We start from the raw sequence: 24,005 nt of genomic DNA on the forward strand, positions 1-24,005 counted from the left end.
GCGCATCGGGGGTGGGCATGCAGCTATCAAAATGCTAGCGGCGCATGCCTGCGCCCCGAGACCGGTGCGCGTCAGATGCGCATGGGCATCACGACGTACTTGAAGCGGTCGTTGTCGGGGATGGTCATCAGCGCGGAGCTGTTGCCGTCGGACAGCTCCACCTTCACCATGTCCTGGTCCATGTTGGCCAGCGCGTCGATGAGGTAGGTGACGTTGAAGCCGATCTCGATGGTGTCGCCGCCGTAGTCGATGTCGAGCTCGTCCACGGCCTCTTCCTGCTCGGCGTTGTTGGACGCCACGCGCAGCGTGCCGGGTTCGATGTTCAGGCGCACGCCCTTGAACTTGTCGCTGGTCATGATGGCCGTGCGCTGCAGGCTGGCCAGCAGGGGCGCGCGGCCCAGGGTGACGCTGTTCTTGTGGTTCTTGGGGATCACGCGGTTGTAGTCGGGGAACTTGCCCTCGACCAGCTTGGTGACGAACTCCATGCCGCCGAAGGTGAACTTCGCCTGGTTGTTGGCGAACTGCATCTCGATGTGGGGCTGGTTCTCGCCGCCGGCGTCCGACAGCAGGCGCTGCAGCTCCAGCACGGTCTTGCGCGGCAGGATGACTTCCTGCTTGGGCACTTCGACGTCGAGCGTGGCGCTGGCGAAGGCCAGGCGGTGGCCGTCGGTGGCGACCAGGCTCAGCGTGTTGCCCTCGGCCACGAACAGGATGCCGTTGAGGTAGTAGCGGATGTCCTGCACCGCCATGGCGAACGAGACCTGGCCCAGCAGGTCCTTGAGCACCTTCTGCGGCACGCTGAACGCCGGGCCGAAGGCGGCCGATTCCTGCACCAGCGGGAAGTCTTCGGCCGGCAGCGACTGCAGCGTGAAGCGGCTCTTGCCGCCCTTGAGCACCAGCTTGGACTGCTGCGATTCCAGGCTCACGGTCTGGTCGCCGGGCATGGTCTTGAGAATGTCGATCAGCTTGCGCGCGCCCACGGTGGTGGTGAAGTCGCCCGTGTCGCCGCCCAGCTCGGCGGTGGTGCGGATCTGGATTTCCAGATCGCTGGTGGTCAGCTGCAGCGCGTTGCCCGTCTTGCGGATCAGCACATTGGCCAGGATGGGCAGCGTGTGCCGGCGTTCGACGATGCCGGACACCGATTGCAATACTGCGAGAACCTTGTCTTGTGTTGCCTTGAGGACAATCATGTCGTCAACCTTCGGTGGAATAGGAGGAGGTGCATGGACGGCGGCCGGCTGCCTCTGGCGCCGGGCCGCGGGCCCCCTCTCGGGCCGTCCAACACGCCATTTTGCCCGGGAACGGGGACGGTACCTTCGGGGTGCGCGTCATATGCGGGCGGGGGTGGTGGGCCTCACCCCTTGAGGGTCTGTTCCAGCACGTGCAGCTGCTGGTTCAGTTCGGTCAGCTGCTGGCGCTCGCCGGCGATCTTGCGCACCGCGTGCAGCACCGTGGTGTGGTCACGCCCGCCGAACAGCTCGCCGATCTCGGGCAGGCTCTTTTGCGTGAGCTCCTTGGCCAGGTACATGGCGATCTGCCGCGGCCGCGCGATCGAGGCCGGCCGTTTCTTGCTGTACATGTCGGCGACCTTGATCTTGTAGTAGTCGGCCACCGTCTTCTGGATGTTCTCCACGCTGATCTGCCGGTTCTGGATCGACAGCAGATCGCGCAGGGCTTCGCGCGCCAGCTGGATCGAGACTTCCTTCTGGTTGAAGCGCGAATACGCCAGGATCTTGCGCAGCGCGCCTTCGAGCTCGCGCACGTTGGAGCGCACGTTCTTGGCCACGAAGAAGGCCACTTCCTCGGGCATGTCGGCGCTCTCGGCGCGGGCCTTGTTGATCAGGATGGCCACGCGCATTTCCAGCTCGGGCGGCTCCAGCGCCACGGTCAGGCCCGAATCGAAGCGCGACACCAGGCGGTCGTGGATGTTGGTCAGGCCCTTGGGATAGGTGTCCGACGTCATCACGATGTGGCTCTTCTTGGTCAGCAGGGCCTCGAACGCGTTGAAGAATTCTTCCTGCGTGCGGTCCTTGTTGGCGAAGAACTGCACATCGTCGATCAGCAGCAGATCGAGCGAGTGGTAGCGCTCCTTGAATTCATCGAAGGTGCGGCGCTGATAGGCCTTAACCACATCCGACACGAATTGCTCGGCATGGATGTAGAGAACTTTGGCGTCGGGCTTGTCCTGCAGCAGGCGGTTGCCCACCGCGTGCATCAAGTGGGTCTTGCCCAGGCCCACGCCGCCGTAGATGAAGAGCGGGTTGTAGAGGTGGCCGGGCGAGCCCGCCACGTGCATGGCGGCAGAGCGCGCCATGCGGTTGGCCGTCCCCTCCACCAGGGTCTCGAAGGTCAGGGCGGAGTTCAGCCGGGTGCGGAAGGCGCCGGCTCCGGGCGCGGCCTCGTCGGTGGCGGGCGGCAGGGCTTCGTTCTGTGCGGAGGGCTCGGCTGCGGCGGGGCGAACGTACGTCCGCACGACGCTTTCCCTCTGAGCGAGCGCTAACTCGAGGGTCACCGGCTGGCCGTAGAGGCCCTCCAGCAGGGCGGAGATGCGGCCGGCGTATTGCGCACGGATCCAGTCGAGCTTGAAGCGGTTGGCCACCAGCACGGTGACCTTGGAGAAGTCCGGTGCCACCTGGGCGGCCAGGGGCTTGATCCAGGTGTTGAACTGCTGCTCGGGCAGGTCCTGCGCCAGTTGTTCAACGCAGGCTTGCCACAGCCCCTGGCCGGCGTCGTCGGCGGGCTCGTTCAGAGGGCTGTGGGAGGGTTCCTCGGTCATTTCGGGGATTTCTTGTTGTGGATAGGAGGAACGGGGAAAGGGGCGCGATTCTAGCTTTTCAAGGACTTATCCACAATCTGGCCGGCTTGTCCCACCCGCCCGCCGGGCCATTGCCCCGGCTGCCTGCCTTCTGTCCCCCCAGGGTGCACGCATGAGCGCGGTGGTTGCCACGCCCGGCCAAGCCTGCAATAATCGCCGGTTTCCCTGAATGCGTTCAGGGTGATGAAGCCCGGGCGGCCTCTTTCTCCTTCGTGTGGGAAGTTGCTCGGCGGTGCCTGCCCGTGCGGCCTTCGCGTGAGCCGGGTGCGCTCCGTAACTGAACAACCCTCAAGGATCGACCATGAAACGTACTTACCAGCCTTCCAAGACCCGCCGCGCCCGCACCCACGGTTTCCTCGTGCGCATGAAGACCCGCGGCGGCCGCGCCGTCATCAACGCTCGCCGCGCCAAGGGCCGCAAGCGCCTGGCCGTCTAAGCCTTCAGGTTCGCGCACGGCTTTTCGGCCCGCAGCTGTCCCTCCTTCCCATCTTGCGCTGCCACGTCCCGCCAGGGACATCGCTGCCATGCACCGGCTGAAGACCCGTCCCCAGTTCCAGGCCGCCATGGCCGGGGGGACCGTCTCCCGCACTGCGCATTTCGCACTGCACCGGTTGGGACTGGAAGGCGCCAACGCCGAAACGCCCGCGATACCGACCCCGACAGGGCCCGGTTCCTTGCCGCAAGAGCAAGGGCCGCAGGCCCTGTTCGGCTTGTGCGCCGACCAGCGCCCCGGCCCGTGGATGGGCGCGATGGTGCCCAAGCGCTGGGCCCGGCGCGCTGTCACCCGCAACGCCATCAAGCGGCAGATCTACGCCGTGTCCACCACCTTCGCGGCGCAACTGCCGGTGGCGGCGCATGTGGTGCGCCTGCGCGCCGGGTTCGACCGCAAGCAGTTCCACAGCGCCACGTCGGATCTGCTCAAGCAGGCCGTGCGCGAAGAGCTGCTGCAGCTCTTCGGCCACGCCGTGCGGCGCGCGGCCCCGCGCGCTGCGCCCGGCGTCCCGGCGGCAGCAGCTTCTACGGCTCCGGCCGCGGCCCATTCCCCCACGCCAGTTCCGGCCGCCGGCCGGATGGGCAACGGGCTTGAGGCATGATGCGCGCGCTGCTCATGGGCATCGTCCGCGGCTACCGGCTGCTGCTCAGCCCCTGGCTGGGTTCGGCCTGCCGCTTCGAGCCCACCTGCTCGGTCTATTCGCTGCAGGCGCTGGAGCGCCATGGCGCTGCCATGGGCAGCTACCTCACGCTGCGCCGGCTGGCGCGCTGCCATCCCTGGTGCGACGGCGGGTGCGATCCCGTGCCTGACGTGGCGCCCCGCGGCGCCGGGCTGTTTTCGCGGTGGACGCCCCCCGCACCTTCCTCGTCCTCACCAAAGAAGACTTCTTCATGAACGACATTCGCCGCACCATCCTGTGGGTGATCTTTGGCTTCTCCATGGTCCTGCTCTGGGACAAATGGCAGATCCACAACGGCAACAAGGCCACCTTCTTTCCCTCGCCCGAGGTGCAGACGGCTGCGGCGCCCGCCACGCCCGGAGCTTCCTCCGCTGCGGCGGGTGCGAACAGCGTGCCTTCGGCACCGGCTGCCGCTGGCACCCCGCCCGCGGGCGCGGTGCAGCAGGTGCCGGGCGGCGTGGCGCCGGCTCCCGCGCATGAGCGCGTGACCGTCACCACCGACGTGCTGCGCCTGCAGTTCGACAGCGACGGCGGTTCGCTGGTCGAGGGCGATCTGCTGAAGTACCCCGAAATGGCCGACAAGTCCAAGCCGTTCGAGCTGCTGGACGAGAGCTCGCACCGTGTCTATGTGGCGCAGACCGGCCTGATCGGCGGCAACTTCCCGACCCACAAGACGCCGATGACCGTGGTGCCGGGCCCGCGCGCCCTGGCCGACGGCCAGGACGAGCTGAACATCCGCTTCGAGTCGCCCGACCTCGGCGGCGTGAAGCTGGTCAAGACCTGGACCGTCAAGCGCGGCGCCTACGACATCGCCGTCAAGCACGAGGTGGTCAACACCGGCACGGCGCCCGTCTCGCCCCAGCTCTACCTGCAGCTGGTGCGCGACGGCAACAAGCCGGCGGGCGAATCGTCGTTCTATTCCACCTTCACCGGCCCGGCCGTCTACACGGAAGCCAAGAAGTACCACAAGGTCGAGTTCAAGGACATCGAGAGCGGCAAGGCCGAGATCGACCGCACCTCGAACAACGGCTACGTGGCCATGGTGCAGCACTACTTCGCCACGGCCTGGCTGCTGGCCGACGGCATCAAGCGCGACCTGTTCGTGCGCAAGGTGGACACCAACCTCTACGCGGTGGGCATGATCACCGACGTGGGCGAGATCGCCCCCGGCCAGAGCAAGACCGTCGATGCGCGCCTCTTCGCCGGCCCGCAGATCGAGACCTTGCTGGAAAAGCTCGCCCCCGGGCTGGAGCTGGTCAAGGACTACGGCTGGGTGACCATCCTGGCCAAGCCGCTCTACTGGCTGCTGGAGCAGTTGCACAAGGTGCTGAACAACTGGGGCTGGTCCATCGTGGCGCTGGTGCTGCTGCTGAAGATGGCCTTCTTCTGGCTCAACGCCAAGGCCTACGCCTCCATGGCCAAGATGAAGGCCATCAACCCCAAGATCATGGAGATGCGCGAGCGCCTGAAGGACAAGCCGCAGCAGATGCAGCAGGAGATGATGCGCATCTACCGCGAGGAGAAGGTCAACCCCATGGGCGGCTGCTTCCCCATCATGATCCAGATCCCCGTGTTCATCGCGCTCTACTGGGTGCTGCTGTCCAGCGTGGAAATGCGCAACGCGCCCTGGATTGGCTGGATCCACGACCTGTCCTCGCCTGATCCGTACTTCATCCTGCCCCTGCTGATGACGGCCAGCTCGCTGCTGCAGACCGCCCTCAACCCCGCGCCGCCGGACCCGATGCAGGCCAAGATGATGTGGTTCATGCCGCTGATCTTCAGCGTGATGTTCTTCTTCTTCCCGGCCGGCCTGGTGCTGTACTGGCTGACGAACAACCTGCTGTCGATCGCGCAGCAGTGGATCATCAACAAGCGCATGGGCGTGCCGCCGCAGTTCAACCTGCCCAAGTTCCGCTGATACGCCCGTGCTCCAGATTGGTGCGCCGCCTGGGCGGCGCGCCATCCGGACAATCCCCAACGGCCGCCCTCGGGCGGCCGCTGTCATTTCGGTACGTTCATTGCTAGTCTGCTGGCTTCCCCGACGAAATCCTTTCGTATCCTTTTTGGAGGCCTGATTGATGAAGCTGCGTTTGAACCTCTCCCTGGGCGTGGTGGCCCTGGCCGCCTGCATGGCCGTGGGGGCTGCCCAGGCAGCCACCATGCGCTGGGCCGGCGCCAACGACATCCTCACCGTCGATCCGCACGCCCAGAACCATCAGACGACGCATGCTTTCCTGCAGCAGATCTACGAAGGCCTGGTGCGCTACGACAAGAACTACCAGATCCAGCCGGCGCTGGCCACCAAGTGGACGCAGATCTCGCCCACGCAGGTGCGCTTCGAACTGCGCCGCGGCGTCAAATTCCACGACGGCGCGCCGTTCACTGCCGATGACGTGGTGTTCTCCATCACCCGCGTGATGACGCCGCCGTCCAACATGATCTCCTCGGTGCAGAGCGTCAAGGAGGTCAAGAAGGTCGATGACTTCACCGTCGATCTGATCCTCAAGGGCCCCAACCCCGTGCTGCTGCGCGAGCTGACCGAGGCGCGCATCATGAACAAGGCCTGGGCCGAGAAGAACAACTCGGTCAAGGCGCAGGACTACGCGGGCAAGGAAGAGAACTTCGCCTCGCGCAACGCCAACGGCACCGGCCCCTTCATGCTGGTGGGCTGGCAGCCCGACGTGAAGCTCACGCTCAAGAAGAACCCGAACTGGTGGGACAAGCCCGCCGGCAACGTCGACGAGGTGGTGTTCACGCCCATCAAGTCGGCCGCCACGCGCACGGCCGCGCTCATTTCCGGCCAGGTGGACTTCGTGGTCGATCCGCCCCCGCAGGATCTGCCCCGCATGAAGGCCAGCCCCGACCTCAAGCTGGTCGAAGGCGCCGAGAACCGCACCATCTACCTGGGCCTGGACCAGTTCCGCGACGAACTGCCCGGCGCCGGCACCCCCGGCAAGAACCCGCTCAAGGACAAGCGCGTGCGCCAGGCGCTCTACCAGGCCATCGACTCGGCCGGCATCCACAGCCGCACCATGCGCAACTTGTCGGTGCCTGCGGGCACCATGGTCGCGCCCATGGTCCACGGCTGGACCAAGCAGCTCGACGAGCGCGCCTCCAAGTACGACGTGGAAGCCGCCAAGAAGCTGCTGGCCGACGCCGGCTATCCGCAAGGCTTCGCGCTCAAGCTCGACTGCCCCAACGACCGCTACGTGAACGACGAGGCCATCTGCCAGGCCGTCACGGCGATGTGGACGCGCATCGGCGTCAAGACCACGCTGCAGACCGCGCCCATGTCCCAGTTCGTCAGCCGCGTGATGAACAACGACGTCAATGCCTACCTCTTCGGCTGGGGTGTGGCGACTTTCGATGCGCTCTATACGCTCGACTCGCTGATGTCCACCAAGGATGGCAAGACGGCGGCGGGCGTCTACAACGGCGGCCGCATCAGCGATCCCAAGCTCGACGCCACGATCAACCAGATCAAGGTGGAGATGGACGCGCCCAAGCGCGATGCGCTCATCAACGAGGCGCTGCAGCGCGTCAAAGACGAGTACTACTACCTGCCGCTGCACCACCAGATCCGCCCCTGGGCCATGCGCAAGGGCGTGGACACGCCGCACCGCGCGGACGACCGCCCGATGCCGACCTGGACGACCATCAACTGAGCGGCGACGGCCGGGCCCGCGAGGGTCTGGTCTGCTCCTGAAACCATAGCTGCCTGCGCAGGCATTCCGGGCGTTGCGATGCGAAATGTGTCGTAGCGGCCCGGATGACCTGCGCAGGCAGCTATCTTTTTTGCGGGTGTGGATGTTCCTGCAGGTCCGCCAGGCCAAGGCCTGGGGCAGGGCCTGCAGGTGCGGGGCTATCATCCGCGCTCCGTTTCGCCCTCGGCCCGCCGGGCCGCCCACTGCCTCTCCATCCCCTCCCCATGCTGCCCCGCCACAACGAACCCATCGCCGCCATCGCCACCGCACCGGGGCGCGGCGCCGTGGGCATCGTGCGGGTCTCCGGGCCCGGGCTGGGCCCGCTGGTGCAGGCGCTGTGCGGCAGGGCTTTGAAGCCGCGCGAGGCCACCTATCTGCCCTTCCGCGATGCGGCGGGCCAGCCCATCGACCAGGGCCTGGCGCTCTACTTTCCCGCGCCGCACAGCTATACCGGCGAAGACGTGCTGGAGCTGCAGGCGCACGGCGGCCCCGTGGTGCTGCAGCTGCTGCTGGCCCGCTGCCTCGAAGCCGCGGCCGCGCCGGATGCCGCCAGCGGCCGCCCGGTGCTGGCCGGCCTGCGCCTGGCCCAGCCCGGCGAATTCACCGAGCGCGCCTTTCTCAACGACAAGATCGACCTGGCCCAGGCCGAGGCCATCGCCGACCTGATCGACGCCAGCACCGAGGCCGCCGCCCGCAGCGCCAGCCGCTCGCTGGCCGGCGCCTTCTCGCAGGAGATCCACGCGCTGCGCGATGCGCTCGTGCACCTGCGCATGCTGGTCGAGGCCACGCTGGACTTTCCCGAAGAGGAAATCGACTTCCTGCGCAAGGCCGACGCCCACGGGCAGCTATCGAATCTGCAGCAGACCCTGGCCGGCGTGATGCGCCGCGCCAGCCAGGGCGCGCTGCTGCGCGAGGGCATCAAGGTCGTCATCGCGGGCCAGCCCAATGCGGGCAAGAGCTCGCTGCTCAACGCTCTGGCGGGGGCGGAGCTGGCCATCGTCACGCCGATCGCCGGCACCACGCGCGACAAGGTGCAGCAGACCATCCAGATCGAAGGCGTGCCGCTGCACGTGATCGACACCGCCGGCCTGCGCGAGAGCGACGACGAGGTGGAGAAGATCGGCATCGCCCGCGCCTGGGACGAGATCGCCGCCGCAGACGCCGTGCTATTCCTGCACGACCTGAGCCGCGCCGAAACGCCCGAGTACGCGGCGGCCGATGCGCTGATCGCCGGCACCATCGCCCAGAAGCTGCCGGCCAGCGTGCCCGTCATCGACGTGTGGAACAAGATCGACCGCGTGGCGCTCGTCGGTGGCGAGGCTGCGGCTGAAGCCGCGGCGGCAGGGCAGGGCGGCGAGCGCAGCCACCCGTCCGTGCGCCTCTCGGCCCGCACGGGCGAGGGGCTGGACGCGCTGCGCCGGCTGCTGCTGGAAGTCGCCGGCTGGCAGGCCGCGCCCGAGGGCCTCTACATCGCCCGCGCCCGCCACATCGCCGCGCTGCAGGCGGTGGATGGCCACCTGATGGAAGCGGCCGCGCAGCTGCATGCGGCCGGCCCGGCGCTCGACCTGCTGGCCGAGGAACTGCGCCTGGCGCAGAACGCGCTCAACGCCATCACCGGCGAATTCACGTCCGACGACCTGCTGGGCGTGATCTTTTCCAGCTTCTGTATCGGCAAGTGAGCGGCGTGAGCGGGCGTGTGCCGCGAGAGCGGGCAGGCCACGCGGCCCGCGGTTGCCGCCGCCCACCATTTCGTCAAAGTTGTAAAAGGACGGAACGCCGCTTGTGCCTGCGCAGGTTCGCAGGTACGTTGTCGCCGATGCCTCTCGTTCAGCGCCGGCCCCAGGCCTGGGCGCTGTGGCAGCGCGGCCCCTCGTCGGGGCCTTTCCACTTTTCAGGAGCCCCGCCGGGCCACCCCACCCATTGAATCGATTCCTACGGGCATCGCGAAGGTCAGGCATGTCTTTTTTCCGCTGGCTGACCGGCGCGCGCAAACCTCCGCGTGCCGGCACCCACCATGCGCAGGGCCACGCGCCTTCACCCGAACCTGCCGCCACGCACCGCAGCGAACGCACGCAGCGCCGCGAGCTGCTCTACGCCGTGGTGCGCGAGGCCATGATGCGGGCCGCCGTGCTGTCCGCCGGCTACAAGTTCAAGGTGCTGTCGCTGGACCAGCGCGGCCAGCAGTTCATGGTGATGGTCGATCTCGGCCGCGAATACGGCGGAGAGACCGTGCGGCTGAGCGCGATCGAGGCGCTGATCGTGCAGACGGCCCACACGCGTTTCGGCATCGGCGTGACGGCGGTCTATTGGCGCATCAACGACCAGCTCGGCGCTGGCGTGCCCACCGCTGCCCTGGGAGTCTTGGCCGGTTCCAGGCACGCTGCCGCTGCCGCAGCCCGGTCCGCAGCACCGGCGCCCTCGGCCGCCCATGACCCGGCCCGTGCGGCGCAGGGCGGGCCGCCGGTGCCGGCCGGCGCTGCGGCGGGTGCGGGGGGCTTCGAGCCCATCGGCGCGGACGAGGTCGAGGCGTTCAAGCGGGCCCTGCAGTCCGCGTCCTCGGGCCGCGCGGGAAACGGCGGGGTACGGCCATCCGCGTCCGCGCCCGCTTCACAGGCGCCGCAGCCACCGTCGGGTGGGGTACGCATCGGGCCGCTGCGGGCGCGCGATGCCGCGGGGCGCACGGGCTTCGAAGACACGCAGGCATCGGCCCCGCAGGCGCCGCCGAGCTGGCCGGACCATCTCAGCAAGAGCCAGTTCGGCGATCTCTGAGCCTGCGTCCGGGCCTGTGCCTGCGCTCGCGCAGGGCCGGACGCGTCAGTGGCCGGTGAAGTCCACCAGCGTGAAGAGCGGCAGCCCGGCCTCGGTGAGGCGCCGGGAGCCGCCCAGTTCGGGCAGGTCCACGATGGCGGCGCCTTCGGTCACGGTGGCGCCCAGCTTTTCCAGCAGGTTCTTGCCGGCCATCATGGTGCCGCCGGTGGCGATCAGGTCGTCGATCAGCAGCACCCGGTCGCCGGGCTTGACGGCGTCGGCATGCAGCTCGACGGTGGCGCTGCCGTATTCCAGCTCGTAGGTCTCCTCGACCGTGGTGAAGGGCAGCTTGCCCTTCTTGCGGATCGGCACGAAGCCCACGTTCAGCTCGTAGGCCACCACCGCGCCCAGGATGAAGCCGCGCGCATCCAGGCCTGCCACCACGTCGGGCCGCAGGGCGCGGTCCATGTAGCGATGCACGAAGGCGTCGATCAGCACGCGGAAGACCTTCGGGTCCTGCAGCAGCGGGGTGATGTCGCGGAACTGCACGCCCGGCGCCGGCCAGTCGGGCACCGTGCGGATGTGCTGGCGCAGGTAGTGGTTGACGCTGAATTGCTGCATGGACAGAGGGGTGTGGGGCAAAGGGGCGGGTCGATGGACCGCAGGCGGGCCGCCAGTGTAAACAGCCACGATGCCCATCGCATAATGGCCGCTCAAGGCAGCCGGCAACGCTGCCTGGGCGCTGCATGGCCCCTTTGTTTCCCTGGATGAAAGCTCGGCAATCCATGCCTGTCTCGGTACTGCTCGTCGATGGCGACTCCTCCCATTCCCAAGGCCTTGTGCGCGCCCTCGCCGACGCATGGCTGGGCTGGCGGGTGGACGTCGTGCCCACGGTGGCCGGTGCCTGGCAGCGGCTGGCGGTTGGCGGCATCGACGTCATCCTGGCGGCAGAGCAGCTCGCCGACGGCAACGCCTTCGACGTGCTGGAGATGGCGCACGGCATTCCCGTGATCGTGGCCGTGCCGGAAGACGGCGCGGCCCGCGCCGCCACGGCGCTGCGGCACGGCTTTCGCGATTTCATCGTGCGCGATGATGAGCATGCCTACCTGCTGACGGTGCCCGCGCAGATCGAGGAGGTGCTGGAGCAGTCCTGCAGCGTGCTGGCGCGCGAGGCCACCCAGACCCTCCAGGCGCGCCAGCACCGGCTGCTGAACGCCATGTCCCGCGCGCAGTCGCTGTTCATCGACGGCCAGGCCTCCGCCGCCTTCACGCTGCTGCTGCAGGAGCTTTTGGGCCATACCTCCAGCCCCTGCGGCTTCCTGGCGTGCGTGCTCTCGCCCGGCGAGGCCGACCCCGGCCCGCCCGGCAGCCGTGTCCTGCGCCTCTTGGTCCAGGCGGGGCAGTGGCCGAGCGGGTACACGGCGCCTGGCAGGGGCGAGGAGTGGGCGGTGATGGAGCCGGCCCATCCCACGGGCGCCGGCAGCGCCGCGGCCGGGGTGCTGGCGCGCGCGCTGGCCAGCCGTTCGGCGGTCGTGCACAACGACGCGGCTTCGCCGTGCCCGGCCGATGACTGGCCCGGCGGCAGGCCTTTCCCGGGCACCTGCTGCGCCCAGGCCCTGCGGGTGGGCGAAGAGCCGGTCGTGCTGCTGCTGCTGGCCGGGCGCACGAGCGGCTACGCCGCCGAGCTGCCGCGCGCCCTGCAGCCCCTGTTGAGCTCCCTGGTGCAGATGGAGATGGCGCAGCGCGCCCAGGCGGCGCGGCGCAGCGTCGAAGAGCAGCTGGCGCGCACCACGGCCCTGCTGGTGGAAAAGACCCAGGTGCTGGAGAGCACGCTCGACTTCATGGACCAGGGCATCACCAACGTCAATGCCGAGGGCCGCATCTGCATCTTCAACCGCCGCTACCTGGAACTGCTGGAGATGCCCGAGGACATGATGTCCCGCCGGCCCCGGGTCGAGGAGGTCGTGCGCTTCCAGGCCGCGCGGGGCGATTTCGGCCCCGACTTCCAGCACGTGGATGCCAGCGGCCGCGACTACGTGCGCAGCGAGCATGCCGCGCAGGGCGTGCCGCTGCAGATGCCGGCCAGCTACGTGCGCCGCACGCACACCGGGCGCCATGTCGAGGTCCGCACCCGCCAGCTGCCCAGCGGCGGGCGCGTGCGCAGCTTCACCGACGTCACCGATTTCATCGCCGCCCAGGAGGCCCTGCGCACCAGCGAGGCGCGCTGGCGCAGCCTGACGCAGCTGTCGTCCGACTGGTACTGGGAGCAGGACACGCAATTTCGCTTCGTGCGCGTGGAAGGCGCGAACCGCCTGATCACCGGCCTGGAGTCGAACGACATCATGGGCAAGACCCCATGGGAGCTGTCCGACTTCGGCATGTCGCAAGAGCGCTGGCAGGCCCATCGGGCCCAGCTGCAGGCCCGCGAGGTCTTCTACGACCTGGAGATCGAATATTCCATGCCGGATGGATCGACCATCTGGGTGTCGGTCAGCGGCGAGCCGTTCTATGGTGCCGATGGCAGCTTCCTCGGCTACCGGGGGGTGGGCCGCAACGTCTCCGACCGCAAGCGCGCCGAGGCGCAGATCGAGCGCCTGGCTTTCTTCGACGAACTCACCGGCCTGCCCAACCGCCGCCTGCTGATGGACCGCATGGAACGCGTGCTGGCCACGGGCGCGCGCATGGGCCAGTACGGCGCCCTGTTGTTCCTGGACCTGGACAACTTCAAGGGCATCAACGACACGCTGGGCCACGAATGGGGCGACCAGCTCCTGCAGCAGGCGGCCCTGCGGCTGTCCGGCAGCGTGCGCGCCAGCGACACCGTGGCCCGCCTGGGCGGCGACGAGTTCGTGGTGGTGCTCTCGGGCCTGCCGGACGACGAGGCCCAGGCGGTCATCGAAGTCCGCGCCCTGGGCCAGAAGCTGCTGGAGCTGCTGAACCAGCCCTATCTGCTGGACGGCCGCGAGATCCACAACACGGCCAGCATCGGCACCGCGCTGTTCCACGGCCGCGAGGAAACCACGCACGATTTGCTCAAGCGCGCCGACCTGGCCATGTACCAGGCCAAGGCCCAGGGCCGCAACACCCTGTGCTTCTTCGACCCGCAGATGCAGACCACCGCCAATGCCCGCTCGGCGCTGGAGGCGGACATCCGGCTCGGGCTGCAGCGGGCGGAGTTTTTGCCCCATTACCAGCCCGTGGTGGATGCCGAAGGCCGCGTGCTGGGCGCCGAGGCCCTGGTGCGCTGGCGCCATCCGCAGCGCGGCATGGTGCCGCCCTACGAATTCATCCAGGTGGCCGAACAGACCGGGCTCATCATGCCGCTGGGCCAGCTGATGCTGCGCACCGCCTGCCTGCAGCTGGCCGACTGGTCGCTGCGGCCCGAGACCGCGGAGTGGACGGTGTCGGTCAACGTCAGCGCGCACGAGTTCCGCCATCCGGACTTCGTGCAGCAGGTGACGGCCGCGCTGCAGGAAAGCGGCGCCAGCCCCCGGCGCCTGAAGATCGAGCTGACCGAAAGCCTGCTGCTGCACGACGTGGAAGACACCATCGCCAAGATGCAGGAGCTGCGCGCCCAGGGCGTGGGCTTTTCGCTGGACGACTTCGGCACCGGCTACTCGTCGCTCGCCTACCTCAAGCGTCTGCCGCTGGACCAGCTCAAGATCGACCAGAGCTTCGTGCGCGACGTGCTCACCGACCCCAACGACGCGGCCATCGCCTGCACCATCGTCGCGCTGGCGCACAGCCTGGGGCTGGACGTGGTGGCCGAGGGCGTGGAGACGGAGGGCCAGCGCGAATTCCTGCTGCGCAACGGCTGCCGGCGCTTCCAGGGCTATCTGTTCGGGCGGCCCGCGCCGGCGGAACAGATGCTGGCCGCGTAGCGGCAACCCCCGCCCGTTCGGCCCTTGGCCTGCGCGGCGCGTCAGCCGCGCAGCAGCCGGTCCTCGGCCAGGGCCAGCGCCGTCGGGTGGCCCGAAATCACCAGCGTGTCGCCCTCGGCCAACTGGGCCTCGTCGCTGGCGGGGGTCATCTGCCCGTTGCCGTGCCGTAGGCTGACCACCTGCGCGCCCATGGCGTGCAGCGCCAGCTGCCCCAGCGCCTGGCCCAGCGAGGCGGCATCGGGGGGCAGGGTGATGGAGGTCAGCCGCTCCTGGTCGCGCTCCGAGGCCGTGTCGTCGTCGGCCCCGTGGAAATAGCCGCGCAGCAGGTGGTAGCGCGCATCGCGCTGCTCCTGCACGCTGCGCAGCACGCGCCGCATGGGCACGCCCACCAGCGCCAGCGCATGGCTGGCCAGCATCAGCGAACCCTCGATGGCCTCGGGCACCACTTCGGTGGCGCCGGCGGCCTGCAGGCGGTCCAGGTATTGGTCGTCCTGTGTGCGCACCACCACCGGCACATGCGGCGCATGGCTGCTGGTGTGGGCCAGCACCTTCAGCGTGGCGGGCAGGTCCAGGTAGGTGACGGCCACGGCGCTGGCGCGTGCCAGGCCGGCGGCCACCAGCGCCTGCAGCCGCGTGGCGTCGCCGTACACCACCGAATCGCCGCCGGCCGCCGCCTGCCGCACGCGGTCGGGGTCCAGGTCCAGCGCCAGGTAGGGAATGCCTTCGAGCTGCAGCATGCGCGCCAGGTTCTGCCCGCAGCGGCCATAGCCGCAGATCAGCACGTGCCGGTCGGTGTTGATGGCCTTGCGCGCGATGGTCGTCATCTGCAGCGACTGCTGCAGCCAGTCGCTGGCCACCAGCTTCATCACGATGGGGTTGCTGTAGAGGATGAGGAAAGGCGTGGCCAACATCGACAGCACCATGGCCGCGAGGATGGGGTTCATCAGCGCGGGCGCGACGAGGCCATGGTCCTGCGTGAGCGACAGCAGCACGAAGCCGAATTCGCCCGCCTGCGCCAGGTAGAGGCCGGTGCGCAGCGACACGCCCGTGGTGGCCCCCATGCCGCGCGCCAGCAGCAGGATGATGCCCATCTTCAGCAGCATGGGCACGGCCAGCAGCAGCAGCACCAGGGCCCAGCGCTCCAGCAGGATGTGCCAGTCCAGCATCATCCCCACGGTGATGAAAAAGAGACCCAGCAGCACGTCGTGGAACGGGCGGATGTCGGTGCCCACCTGGTGGCGGTATTCGGTCTCTGACACCAGCACGCCCGCGATGAAGGCGCCCAGCGCCAGCGAGAGCCCCGCCAGGTCGGTCATCCAGGCCAGCCCCAGCGTGATGAGCAGCAGGTTCAGCATGAACAGCTCGTCGCTCTTGCGCCGCGCCACCAGCGTGAGCCACCAGCGCATCACGCGCTGGCCGCCGGCCAGCAGCACGCCCACCAGCACGGTGGCCTTGAGCAGCGCCAGGCCCATCTCCACCATCAGACGCTCGGGCGACGAGCCCAGCGCCGGGATCAGCACCAGCAGCGGCACCACGGCCAGGTCCTGGAACAGCAGGATGCCCAGCACCCGCCGGCCGTGCTCGCCCTCCAGCTCGGCGCGCTCGGCCATCAGCTTGACGACGATGGCCGTGCTGCTCATGGCCAGCGTGCCCGACAGCGCCAGCGCGGTCTGCCAGCCCACGTCCCACACGCCGCCCGCCCAGCGCGCCAGCAGCAGCATGCCCACCATGGCTGCGGCCATGGTGCCCGCCACCTGCAGCAGCCCCAGGCCGAACACGTAGCGGCGCATGGCGCGCAGCTTGGGCAGGCTGAATTCGAGCCCGATGGCGAACATGAGGAACACCACGCCGAATTCGCCCAGGTGCCGCACCACTTCCGAGTCCTGCGCCAGGGCCAGCGCATGCGGCCCGATCAGGATGCCTGCCGTCAGGTAGCCCAGCATGGGCGGCAGCTTCAGGCTGCGGCAGGCCACTACGCCCAGCACGGCGGCCAGCAGGTAGAGCAGGGTGAGCGCAAGCGACGACATCTTCCGATGCTAGCCCAGCGCCAGCGCCGCCTGGTAACGGCCGGGCCCCGCCCGTCGGATGCCGCCGCCGCGGGACGGCGGGGCTATGACCCATCCGGGAACGCCGGCCGGGGCCGGTCGATAGAATCGCTCGCCATGTCATCCGCTCCCGCTGCACTGCCACCCTTCGACGCCGCCGAGGTCCTGCGCCTGGCCCGCGAAACCTTCGCCATCGAAGCCGCCGCGCTGGGCAGCCTCGCGGCGCGGCTGGGCGAGCCCTTCGTCGAGGCCGTGCGCGGCATGCTGGGCACCCCTGGGCGCATCGTCGTCATGGGCATGGGCAAGAGCGGCCACGTGGGCCGCAAGATCGCCGCCACGCTCGCCTCCACCGGCACGCCTGCCTTCTTCGTGCACCCGGCCGAGGCCAGCCACGGCGACCTGGGCATGGTCACCCAGGGCGACCTGGTGCTGGCCATTTCCAACAGCGGCGAGAGCAACGAACTCACCGTGCTGCTGCCCGTGCTCAAGCGCCTGGGCGTGCCGCTCGTCGCCATGACCGGCGGGCTGCAGTCCACCCTGGCGCGCCATGCCGACACCGTGCTGGACTGCGGCGTCGAGCGCGAGGCCTGCCCGCTCAACCTGGCGCCCACCACCAGCACCACCGCGCAGCTCGCCATGGGCGACGCGCTGGCCGTGGCTCTGCTCGATGCGCGCGGCTTCCGGCCCGAGGACTTCGCCCGCTCCCACCCCGGCGGCGCCCTGGGCCGCAAGCTGCTGACCCATGTGAGCGACGTCATGCGCGCGGGCGACGAAGTGCCCCGCGTGGGCCCCGGGGCCACGTTCAGCGAACTCATGCGCGAGATGAGCGCCAAGCGCCTGGGCGCCTCGGCCATCGTCGATGCCGGCGGGCGCCTGCTGGGCATCTTCACGGACGGCGACCTGCGCCGCCGCATCGAGGCCGGCGCCGACCTGCGCGCCGCCACCGCCGGCGAAGTCATGCATGCCGGCCCGCGCACCATCGCCGCCGATGCGCTGGCCGTGGACGCCGCCGCCGTCATGGAGCGCCACGGCATCACCAGCGTGCTCGTCACCGACGCGGCCGGCGTGCTGGCCGGCGTGGTGCATATCGGCGACCTCATGCGCGCCAAGGTGATCTGATGGCCGACGACCGCATGGCCCTTTCCGCCCCCGAACTGCCCCCGCTGCGCCCGGCCCTGCAGCACCCGCCCGAGCTGCTGCTCAAGGCCCAGGGCGTGCGCGTGGCCTTCTTCGACGTCGATGGCGTGCTGACCGATGGCGGCCTCTACTTCTCCGAGGCGGGCGAGACCCTCAAGCGCTTCAACACCCTGGACGGCCACGGCATCAAGCTGCTGCAGCGCGCCGGCATCGTGCCCGCCGTCATCACCGGCCGCGACGCGCCCGCGCTGCGCCTGCGCCTGAAGGCCCTGGGCGTGGTGCACGCGCGCTTCGGCACCGAAGACAAGCGCCCCGCCGCCGAAGCCATCCTGGCCGAGCTGGGCCTGGACTGGAGCCAGGCCGCCGCCATGGGCGACGACTGGCCCGATCTGCCCGTGATGCGCCGCGCCGCGCTGGCCTGCGCGCCCGCCGGCGGCCACATCGAGGCGCGCGCCGTGGCGCACCACGTCACCACGGCAGCGGCCGGCGCCGGCGCCGCGCGCGAATTCTGCGATCTGCTGCTGGTCGCCAGCGGCCGCTACGCTGCGTTGCTGGCGGACTACGCATGAGCGGCGTGCTGCTGCTGCAACGCGCGCGGCTGGGCTGGGACCGGCTCTCCATCTACCTGCCCGTGGCGCTGATGTTCGTGCTGGCCCTCGGCACCTGGTGGCTGGTGCGCAACGCGCCCAAGCCGCCCCAGGCCGAGCCGCCCCGCGCCCCCGCGCACGAGGTGGACTATTTCATGCGCGACTTCTCGGTCAAGAACTTCGACGCCACCGGCCGCTTGGCCAGCGAGATGCAGGGCGACATGGCCCGCCACTACGTGGACACCGACACGCTCGAGGTGGACCGCATGCGCATGCGCGCGTCCACGCCCGAAGGCCGCGTCACCATCGCCTCGGCCAACCGCGCGGTGTCCAACGCCGACGGCTCCGAGGTCCAGCTCTTCGGCAACGCCATCGTCATCCGCGAATCGCTGCCCCGCAGCGGCCGGGACGCGCTGCCGCGCCTGGAGTTCCGGGGCGAATTCCTGCAGGTCTGGGTCAATTCAGAGCGCGTGAAGTCCGACCTGCCCGTCACGCTCAAGCGCGGCGACGACGTGTTCACGGCCGACAACCTGGACTACGACAACCTCGACCAGATCGTGCAGCTGCGCGGCCGGGTGCGCGGCACCTTCCAGCCGGCCCCCGCCGGGCGCTGACGGCGCCGGCACCCTTTCTCGGAAACGATCGCATGGCGCCCTCCAGCCCCCTGGTCTTCATCACCGGCGCCTCCAGCGGCATCGGCCAGGCGCTGGCCTGGCGCTTCCACCAGGCCGGCTGGCGGCTGGCCCTGGTCGCACGCCGCACGTCAGAGATCGAATCCTGGGCCAGCGCTCATAGAGTCAGCGCTGATAGCTATCAAATCTATAGTGCGGACGTGTCCGTGCCCGACAGCATCGCCGCCGCCGGCGCCGCCTGCCTGCAGGCCCAGGGCCTGCCGGACGTGGTCATCGCCAATGCGGGCATCAGCGTCGGCATGGACACGGCGCTGCGCGAGGATCTGGACGTGATGGCGCGCACCTTCGCCACCAACAACCTCGGCATGGCCGCCACCTTCCAGCCCTTCATCGCCGGCATGGTGGAGCGCGGCAGCGGCGCGCTGGTGGGCATCGGCAGCGTGGCCGGCATCCGCGGCCTGCCCGGGCACGGCGCCTACTGCTCCAGCAAGGCCGCGGTCATCAGCTATTGCGAAAGCCTGCGCGGCGAACTGCGCCCATCGGGCGTGAAGGTCGTCACGCTCTGCCCGGGCTACATCGACACGCCGCTCACCCGGCAGAACCGCTACGCCATGCCGTTCCTGATGCAGCCCGAAGACTTCGCCGCCCGCGCGTTCGATGCGATCCGGGCCGGGGCCAGCTACCGCGTCATTCCCTGGCAGATGGGCGTCGTCGCCAAGCTCCTGCGCCTGCTGCCCAACGGCCTTTTCGACCGCGTGCTGGCCGGGCGCCCGCGCAAGCACCGGCAGGGCGAAGGGCGCGGTTCTGGCTCGTAGCGCGTGCGCTGCCGGCTGAAAAGCAAAAAGGCTCCCGAGGGAGCCTTTTTCGTGGGCCAGGTGCACTGGCTGCGCCTGTTGCGGGGTGCGGTCGATCAGTAACCGCCGCCGTTGCCACCACCGTAGCCGCCGCCACCACCGCCGCTGCGGCCACCGCCGTTGCGCGAGCCGGAGCCGTAGGGGCTGCGGAAACCGCCATCGCCCCGGCCGCCGCCGCCGAAACCACCACCGCCGCCGCCTTCACGGCCACCACCGTAGCCGCCACCGCCGCCGCCGTAACCACCGCCACCGCTGCGGCCACCGCCGCCGAAACCGCCACCACCACCACCGCCGCCGAAGCCACCGCTGCGCGGGGGGCGTGCTTCCATGGGGCGGGCTTCGTTCACCACGATGCTGCGGCCGCCCAGGGGCTGGCCGTTCATGCCGTGGATGGCGGACTGCGCTTCGTCTTCACTGCCCATCTCGACGAAGCCAAAGCCCTTGGAGCGGCCGGTGTCGCGCTCCATCATGACCTTGGCGCTGGTGACCGAGCCGAACTGGCTGAAGGCCTGTTCAAGGTCGCCATCACGCACGGAGTACGGCAGATTGCCGACGTACAGTTTGTTGCCCATTGAGGGACTCCTCAAAAACACATTGATAAAGCGATGGAGTCCCGGAAACGCAGCCAGTTAATCACGAGAGACGCCCTATGCGCGAAATGAAAGGATCACCGCAGACCTCGGCGCGGCAGCACCGCGCGAAACATTATGCGCCACAAGAACGCGGAAAAAGCAAGGCCTTTTTCCCTCTGGCGTGAAATGCTGGGACGTGATGTGAAAAGCCCATGAAAAAAGGCCCTCGAAGGGCCTTTTTTCAGAGTGTGCGGAGCGCTGCGAGAGCGCGTTCCGGCACGGCAAGCGTGTGCTTAGTAGCTGTTGCGGCCACCGCCGTAACCGCCGCCATTGCCGCCGCCGTAGCCGCCACCACCGTTGCCGCCGCCGAAGCCGCCGCCGCTGCGGCCACCGCCGTAGCCGCCGCCACCACCGTTGCCGCCGCCGAAGCCACCGCTACGGGGGGGACGGGGTTCCATCGGACGGGCTTCGTTGACCACGAGGTCACGGCCGCCGAAGTTTTGGCCGTGCACGGCCTGGATGGCAGCCTGGGCTTCTGCGTCGCTGCCCATTTCGACGAAGCCGAAGCCCTTCGAACGGCCGGTGTCGCGTTCCATCATGACCTTGGCGCTGTTCACCGAGCCGAATTGGCTGAAGGTTTGCTCGAGGTCGCTATCGCGGAAGGAATAGGGCAGGTTGCCCACGTAAAGTTTGTTGCCCATGAAGGACTCCTACAAAAAACCATGAAAACGCGATGAGCCTTACGCAATCAACAAACCTGTGACGACTTCAAAGACGCGAAACCGACCAAACACCGCAGCTTGCATTCCTGCAAGGCAGAAAGGCAGGAACCATTATTAACCATAGTTTCGCCGGCGGTGGCAAACATTCAGCGCTCCCGCAACACTTTGCGTGCGTGTTTACCCGAATGAACGCCTTGTCTTGGCTACAATCGCGCCAGTCTTTGGGGAGTAGCCCGCCTTCGGCGCCTTGCGGCGCCCAGGGAGCATGCATCAACAAACTTGGACCTTCGCGGTCTATGGTGCCTGCGGCGGTTGAGCGCGGCCCTTTGCCAGCCTAGGCTTTGTCCAGGCTGTGCGGGGCGCTCACGGCACGACATGCTGGGCGAGACCATTGACTGCGCACCGTTCCACAGGCCGGAGACGGGGCGCAGTCAATGTCGTCTGTCGTATCTCCGGCCGGATAACGACCCCGCCCCATGGAAGCCTTCTTCGTCTCTACCGCCATCGTCGCCCTCGCCGAGATGGGCGACAAGACCCAACTCCTCTCGCTGGTTCTCGCAGCGCGTTTCCGCAGGCCCTGGCCGATCGTGCTGGGCATCTTCGTATCCACCCTCGCCAACCATGCGCTGGCCGGCGCCGTGGGCGCGTGGGTGACCACCGTGGTGGGGCCGAACGTGCTGCGCTGGGGGCTGGGCCTGTCGTTCATCGCCATGGCGGTGTGGATGCTGATCCCCGACAAGCTCGACGAGGACGACGCCGCCGCCACGCCGCGCTGGGGCGTGTTCGGCACCACGGTCGTGGCGTTCTTCCTGGCCGAGATGGGTGACAAGACCCAGGTGGCGACGGTGATGCTGGCCGCGCAGTACAGCGCCTATTTCGCCGTGGTGGCCGGCACCACGCTGGGCATGATGCTGGCCAACGCGCCGGTGGTCTGGCTGGGCGAGCGCATCACGCGCCGCGTGCCCATCCGCGCCGTGCATGTGGTCTCCGCGGTGATCTTCCTGGTGCTCGGCGTGCTGGCGCTGCTGCACCCCATGGGCTGACGCCTGGGCGCTGCGAGGGCTTTGGTATAGTCTTCGCACGCGCCGATTTGCTACAGCTTGCGGGCGCTTTATAAATTCAGCTAAAGACCCGTCCGCGAAGTGGCACCCACCGACCCGGCCTCGTTTTTAGCGATGCCGGGTTTTTTCATGTCCTTCATCGCCACGCCCCAGTTCCTGAGCTTTCCCGAAGCGCTGCCCCTGAAGGGCGGCGGCTCGTTGCGCGACTACACCCTGGCCTACGAGACGTATGGCCGCCTCAACGCCGACAGCTCCAACGCCGTGCTGGTCTGCCATGCGCTCAACGCCTCGCACCACGTGGCGGGCGTCTATGAAGACCAGCCCCGCAGCGAGGGCTGGTGGGACAACATGATCGGCCCGGGCAAGCCGGTGGACACCAACCGCTTCTTCGTCATCGGCATCAACAACCTGGGCTCGTGCTTCGGCTCCACGGGGCCCATGCACCTCAACCCCGACACGGGCGAGGTCTATGGCGCGGACTTTCCCGTGGTCACGGTGGAAGACTGGGTGAACGCCCAGGCCCTGCTGCTCGACCGCCTGGGCATCGGCCAGCTGGCGGCCGTGCTGGGCGGCAGCCTGGGTGGCATGCAGGCGCTGTCGTGGACGCTGCAGTACCCCGAGCGCGTGCGCCACGCCGTGGTGGTGGCCAGCGCCCCCAACCTCACGGCCGAGAACATCGCCTTCAACGAGGTGGCGCGCCGCGCCATCGTGACCGACCCGGACTTCCACGGCGGCCACTTCTACCGCCACGGCGTCGTGCCCAAGCGCGGCCTGCGCATCGCTCGCATGATCGGGCACATCACCTACCTGTCGGACGACGTGATGAACGAGAAGTTCGGCCGCCAGCTGCGCGAGGGCCTGGCGCCCCGCTACAGCACGCAGGACATCGAGTTCCAGATCGAGAGCTACCTGCGCTACCAGGGCGACAAGTTCAGCGACTACTTCGACGCCAACACCTACCTGCTCATCACCCGCGCGCTCGACTACTTCGACCCGGCGCTGGCGCATGGCGGCAACCTCACGCTGGCGCTGGCCCGCGCCACGGCGCGCTTCATGCTCGTGAGCTTCACCACCGACTGGCGCTTCTCGCCCGCGCGCAGCCGCGAGATCGTCAAGGCCCTGCTCGACAACCGCCGCGACGTGAGCTACGCCGAGATCGACGCGCCGCACGGCCACGACGCCTTCCTGCTGGACGACGCCCGCTACCACGGCGTCATCGGCGCCTATTTCAACCGCATTGCCGAGGAGCTGGGCGCATGAGCGAACGCACCACCATGGACGCCATCGCCCGCCGGGTGCCGCACGGAGCGCGGGTGCTCGATCTGGGCTGCGGCGACGGCAGCCTGCTGGCCTACCTGCAGCGCGAGCGCGGCTGCACGGGCTACGGCGTGGAGATCGACGACGCCAACGTGCTGGCCTGCGTGCGCCGGGGCGTCAACGTCGTGCAGCTGAACCTGGAAGAGGGCCTGGCGATGTTCGGCGACAACGCCTTCGACGTGGTGCTGCAGATCGACACCCTGCAGCATCTGCGCAATACCGAGGTCATGCTGCGCGAGACCGCGCGCGTGGGCAAGAGCGGCATCGTCGCCTTCCCCAACTTCGCGCACTGGCCCAACCGTCTGTCGGTGCTGCGCGGGCGCATGCCCGTCACGCGGCGCCTGCCCTACCAGTGGTACGACACGCCCAACATCCGCGTGGGCACGTTCAAGGACTTCGAGGTGCTGGCCACCAAGAACCGCCTGCGCATCCTCGACGCCTTCGGCCTGCAGGACGGCCGCGAGGTGCGCCGCCTGCCCAATGCCCTGGCGGGCACGGCGGTGTTCCACTTCGAGCACGACTGACGCCTGCGCAAGGCGGCCCGTGGGCCGTCCGCTGCGGCCCGCTTTTCCTTTTCGTCATCTCTGATCTTCGCCGCCTTGCCTGCGCGGCGGCTTCCGCTCGTCCCTGCCCATTCCTGCCCATTCCTGCCCGGTCCGGCGGCTTGGGCGCGGGTGGGGCGCTTCCAGCGCTTTTCCGGCTCTTCCCTCCTGATGGGGCCGCTGGCCCCGCCCCGTCCATCGCTTCGGCGTCTACGC

The 24,005-nt window shown here is 68.8% G+C and carries 21 protein-coding genes; 15 read left to right on the forward strand and 6 right to left on the reverse strand.

The window, feature by feature from the left end:
- Positions 1–71: 71 nt before the first annotated feature.
- A complete protein-coding gene (gene dnaN, locus BM070_RS03155) occupies positions 72–1,190 on the reverse strand; it encodes a DNA polymerase III subunit beta (RefSeq protein ID WP_092937521.1) in 1,119 nt (372 codons plus the stop codon).
- A 164-nt stretch (positions 1,191–1,354) separates the two neighbouring features.
- Complete coding sequence (gene dnaA / locus BM070_RS03160; RefSeq protein WP_092937523.1) at positions 1,355–2,776, reverse strand: chromosomal replication initiator protein DnaA; 1,422 nt, start codon at positions 2,774–2,776, stop codon at positions 1,355–1,357.
- 340 nt (positions 2,777–3,116) lie between these two features.
- Here dnaA and rpmH point away from each other — a divergent pair, with 340 nt between their 5' ends.
- The 7 genes from rpmH to BM070_RS03195 all read left to right on the forward strand — a co-directional run bounded on the left by rpmH (position 3,117) and on the right by BM070_RS03195 (position 10,460).
- Positions 3,117–3,251: a 50S ribosomal protein L34 gene (gene rpmH / locus BM070_RS03165; RefSeq protein ID WP_005798102.1), complete on the forward strand. Its 135-nt coding sequence runs from the start codon at positions 3,117–3,119 to the stop codon at positions 3,249–3,251.
- A gap of 88 nt (positions 3,252–3,339) precedes the next feature.
- Entirely contained in the window at positions 3,340–3,909 is a 570-nt protein-coding gene (locus tag BM070_RS03170) for a ribonuclease P protein component (RefSeq protein ID WP_092937525.1), read from the forward strand.
- Positions 3,906–4,202: a membrane protein insertion efficiency factor YidD gene (gene yidD / locus BM070_RS03175; protein WP_092937527.1), complete on the forward strand. Its 297-nt coding sequence runs from the start codon at positions 3,906–3,908 to the stop codon at positions 4,200–4,202. The genes BM070_RS03170 and yidD overlap by 4 nt, the downstream gene beginning before the upstream one ends.
- Entirely contained in the window at positions 4,199–5,905 is a 1,707-nt protein-coding gene (yidC, locus tag BM070_RS03180; RefSeq protein WP_092937529.1) for a membrane protein insertase YidC, read from the forward strand. The genes yidD and yidC overlap by 4 nt, the downstream gene beginning before the upstream one ends.
- Positions 5,906–6,065: 160 nt before the next feature.
- Complete coding sequence (locus tag BM070_RS03185) at positions 6,066–7,652, forward strand: ABC transporter substrate-binding protein (protein WP_092937531.1); 1,587 nt, start codon at positions 6,066–6,068, stop codon at positions 7,650–7,652.
- Positions 7,653–7,915: 263 nt separating this feature from the next.
- Positions 7,916–9,370, forward strand: coding sequence for a tRNA uridine-5-carboxymethylaminomethyl(34) synthesis GTPase MnmE (mnmE, locus tag BM070_RS03190; RefSeq protein ID WP_092937533.1), 1,455 nt, complete (start codon positions 7,916–7,918; stop codon positions 9,368–9,370).
- Positions 9,371–9,647: 277 nt separating this feature from the next.
- Positions 9,648–10,460, forward strand: a complete 813-nt coding sequence (locus tag BM070_RS03195; protein ID WP_092937535.1) for a hypothetical protein — start codon at positions 9,648–9,650, stop codon at positions 10,458–10,460.
- Between the two features lie 45 nt (positions 10,461–10,505).
- On the opposite strand, the gene BM070_RS03200 is transcribed toward BM070_RS03195, so the two are convergent.
- Positions 10,506–11,060 carry an adenine phosphoribosyltransferase gene (locus tag BM070_RS03200; protein WP_092937537.1) on the reverse strand — a complete coding sequence of 185 codons (555 nt, stop codon included), beginning with the start codon at positions 11,058–11,060 and terminating at the stop codon, positions 10,506–10,508.
- 164 nt (positions 11,061–11,224) lie between these two features.
- Between BM070_RS03200 and BM070_RS03205 the strand changes: the two genes are divergently transcribed.
- On the forward strand, positions 11,225–14,320 hold the full coding sequence (locus BM070_RS03205) for an EAL domain-containing response regulator (protein WP_092937539.1): 3,096 nt from the start codon (positions 11,225–11,227) through the stop codon (positions 14,318–14,320).
- Between the two features lie 41 nt (positions 14,321–14,361).
- Here the strand turns inward: BM070_RS03205 and BM070_RS03210 are convergent, their stop codons facing one another.
- On the reverse strand, positions 14,362–16,347 hold the full coding sequence (locus tag BM070_RS03210; protein WP_092937541.1) for a monovalent cation:proton antiporter family protein: 1,986 nt from the start codon (positions 16,345–16,347) through the stop codon (positions 14,362–14,364).
- A gap of 135 nt (positions 16,348–16,482) precedes the next feature.
- On the opposite strand from BM070_RS03210, the gene BM070_RS03215 reads away from it, so the two are divergent.
- The 4 genes from BM070_RS03215 to BM070_RS03230 are packed head-to-tail and all read left to right on the forward strand — an operon-like array spanning position 16,483 to position 19,536.
- Positions 16,483–17,484, forward strand: coding sequence for a KpsF/GutQ family sugar-phosphate isomerase (locus BM070_RS03215; RefSeq protein ID WP_092937543.1), 1,002 nt, complete (start codon positions 16,483–16,485; stop codon positions 17,482–17,484).
- A 14-nt stretch (positions 17,485–17,498) separates the two neighbouring features.
- On the forward strand, positions 17,499–18,071 hold the full coding sequence (locus tag BM070_RS03220) for a KdsC family phosphatase (RefSeq protein WP_092938109.1): 573 nt from the start codon (positions 17,499–17,501) through the stop codon (positions 18,069–18,071).
- On the forward strand, positions 18,068–18,703 hold the full coding sequence (gene lptC / locus BM070_RS03225) for an LPS export ABC transporter periplasmic protein LptC (RefSeq protein ID WP_434803159.1): 636 nt from the start codon (positions 18,068–18,070) through the stop codon (positions 18,701–18,703). The genes BM070_RS03220 and lptC overlap by 4 nt, the downstream gene beginning before the upstream one ends.
- Before the next feature lie 32 nt (positions 18,704–18,735).
- Positions 18,736–19,536, forward strand: a complete 801-nt coding sequence (locus BM070_RS03230) for an SDR family oxidoreductase (protein WP_092937545.1) — start codon at positions 18,736–18,738, stop codon at positions 19,534–19,536.
- A gap of 95 nt (positions 19,537–19,631) precedes the next feature.
- Here BM070_RS03230 and rbp (BM070_RS03235) read toward each other — a convergent pair whose 3' ends face one another.
- Both rbp (BM070_RS03235) and rbp (BM070_RS03240) read right to left on the reverse strand, forming a co-directional pair.
- On the reverse strand, positions 19,632–20,147 hold the full coding sequence (gene rbp / locus BM070_RS03235; RefSeq protein ID WP_092937547.1) for an RNA-binding regulator: 516 nt from the start codon (positions 20,145–20,147) through the stop codon (positions 19,632–19,634).
- 293 nt (positions 20,148–20,440) lie between these two features.
- Positions 20,441–20,848, reverse strand: a complete 408-nt coding sequence (gene rbp, locus BM070_RS03240; RefSeq protein ID WP_092937549.1) for an RNA-binding regulator — start codon at positions 20,846–20,848, stop codon at positions 20,441–20,443.
- Positions 20,849–21,345: 497 nt separating this feature from the next.
- On the opposite strand from rbp (BM070_RS03240), the gene BM070_RS03245 reads away from it, so the two are divergent.
- The 3 genes from BM070_RS03245 to metW all read left to right on the forward strand — a co-directional run bounded on the left by BM070_RS03245 (position 21,346) and on the right by metW (position 23,771).
- Positions 21,346–21,912 carry a TMEM165/GDT1 family protein gene (locus tag BM070_RS03245; RefSeq protein ID WP_092937551.1) on the forward strand — a complete coding sequence of 189 codons (567 nt, stop codon included), beginning with the start codon at positions 21,346–21,348 and terminating at the stop codon, positions 21,910–21,912.
- Between the two features lie 147 nt (positions 21,913–22,059).
- Positions 22,060–23,190 carry a homoserine O-succinyltransferase MetX gene (gene metX, locus BM070_RS03250; protein WP_092938113.1) on the forward strand — a complete coding sequence of 377 codons (1,131 nt, stop codon included), beginning with the start codon at positions 22,060–22,062 and terminating at the stop codon, positions 23,188–23,190.
- The gene (gene metW, locus BM070_RS03255; RefSeq protein ID WP_092937553.1) at positions 23,187–23,771 is read left to right on the forward strand and encodes a methionine biosynthesis protein MetW; all 585 of its coding nucleotides are present in this window, start codon (positions 23,187–23,189) and stop codon (positions 23,769–23,771) included. Before metX ends, metW begins: the two co-directional genes overlap by 4 nt.
- Positions 23,772–24,005 lie beyond the last annotated feature (234 nt).

It is taken from the genome of Paracidovorax wautersii (genome assembly GCF_900113035.1).
GTDB classification, from domain to species: Bacteria; Pseudomonadota; Gammaproteobacteria; order Burkholderiales; family Burkholderiaceae_C; genus Paracidovorax; species Paracidovorax wautersii.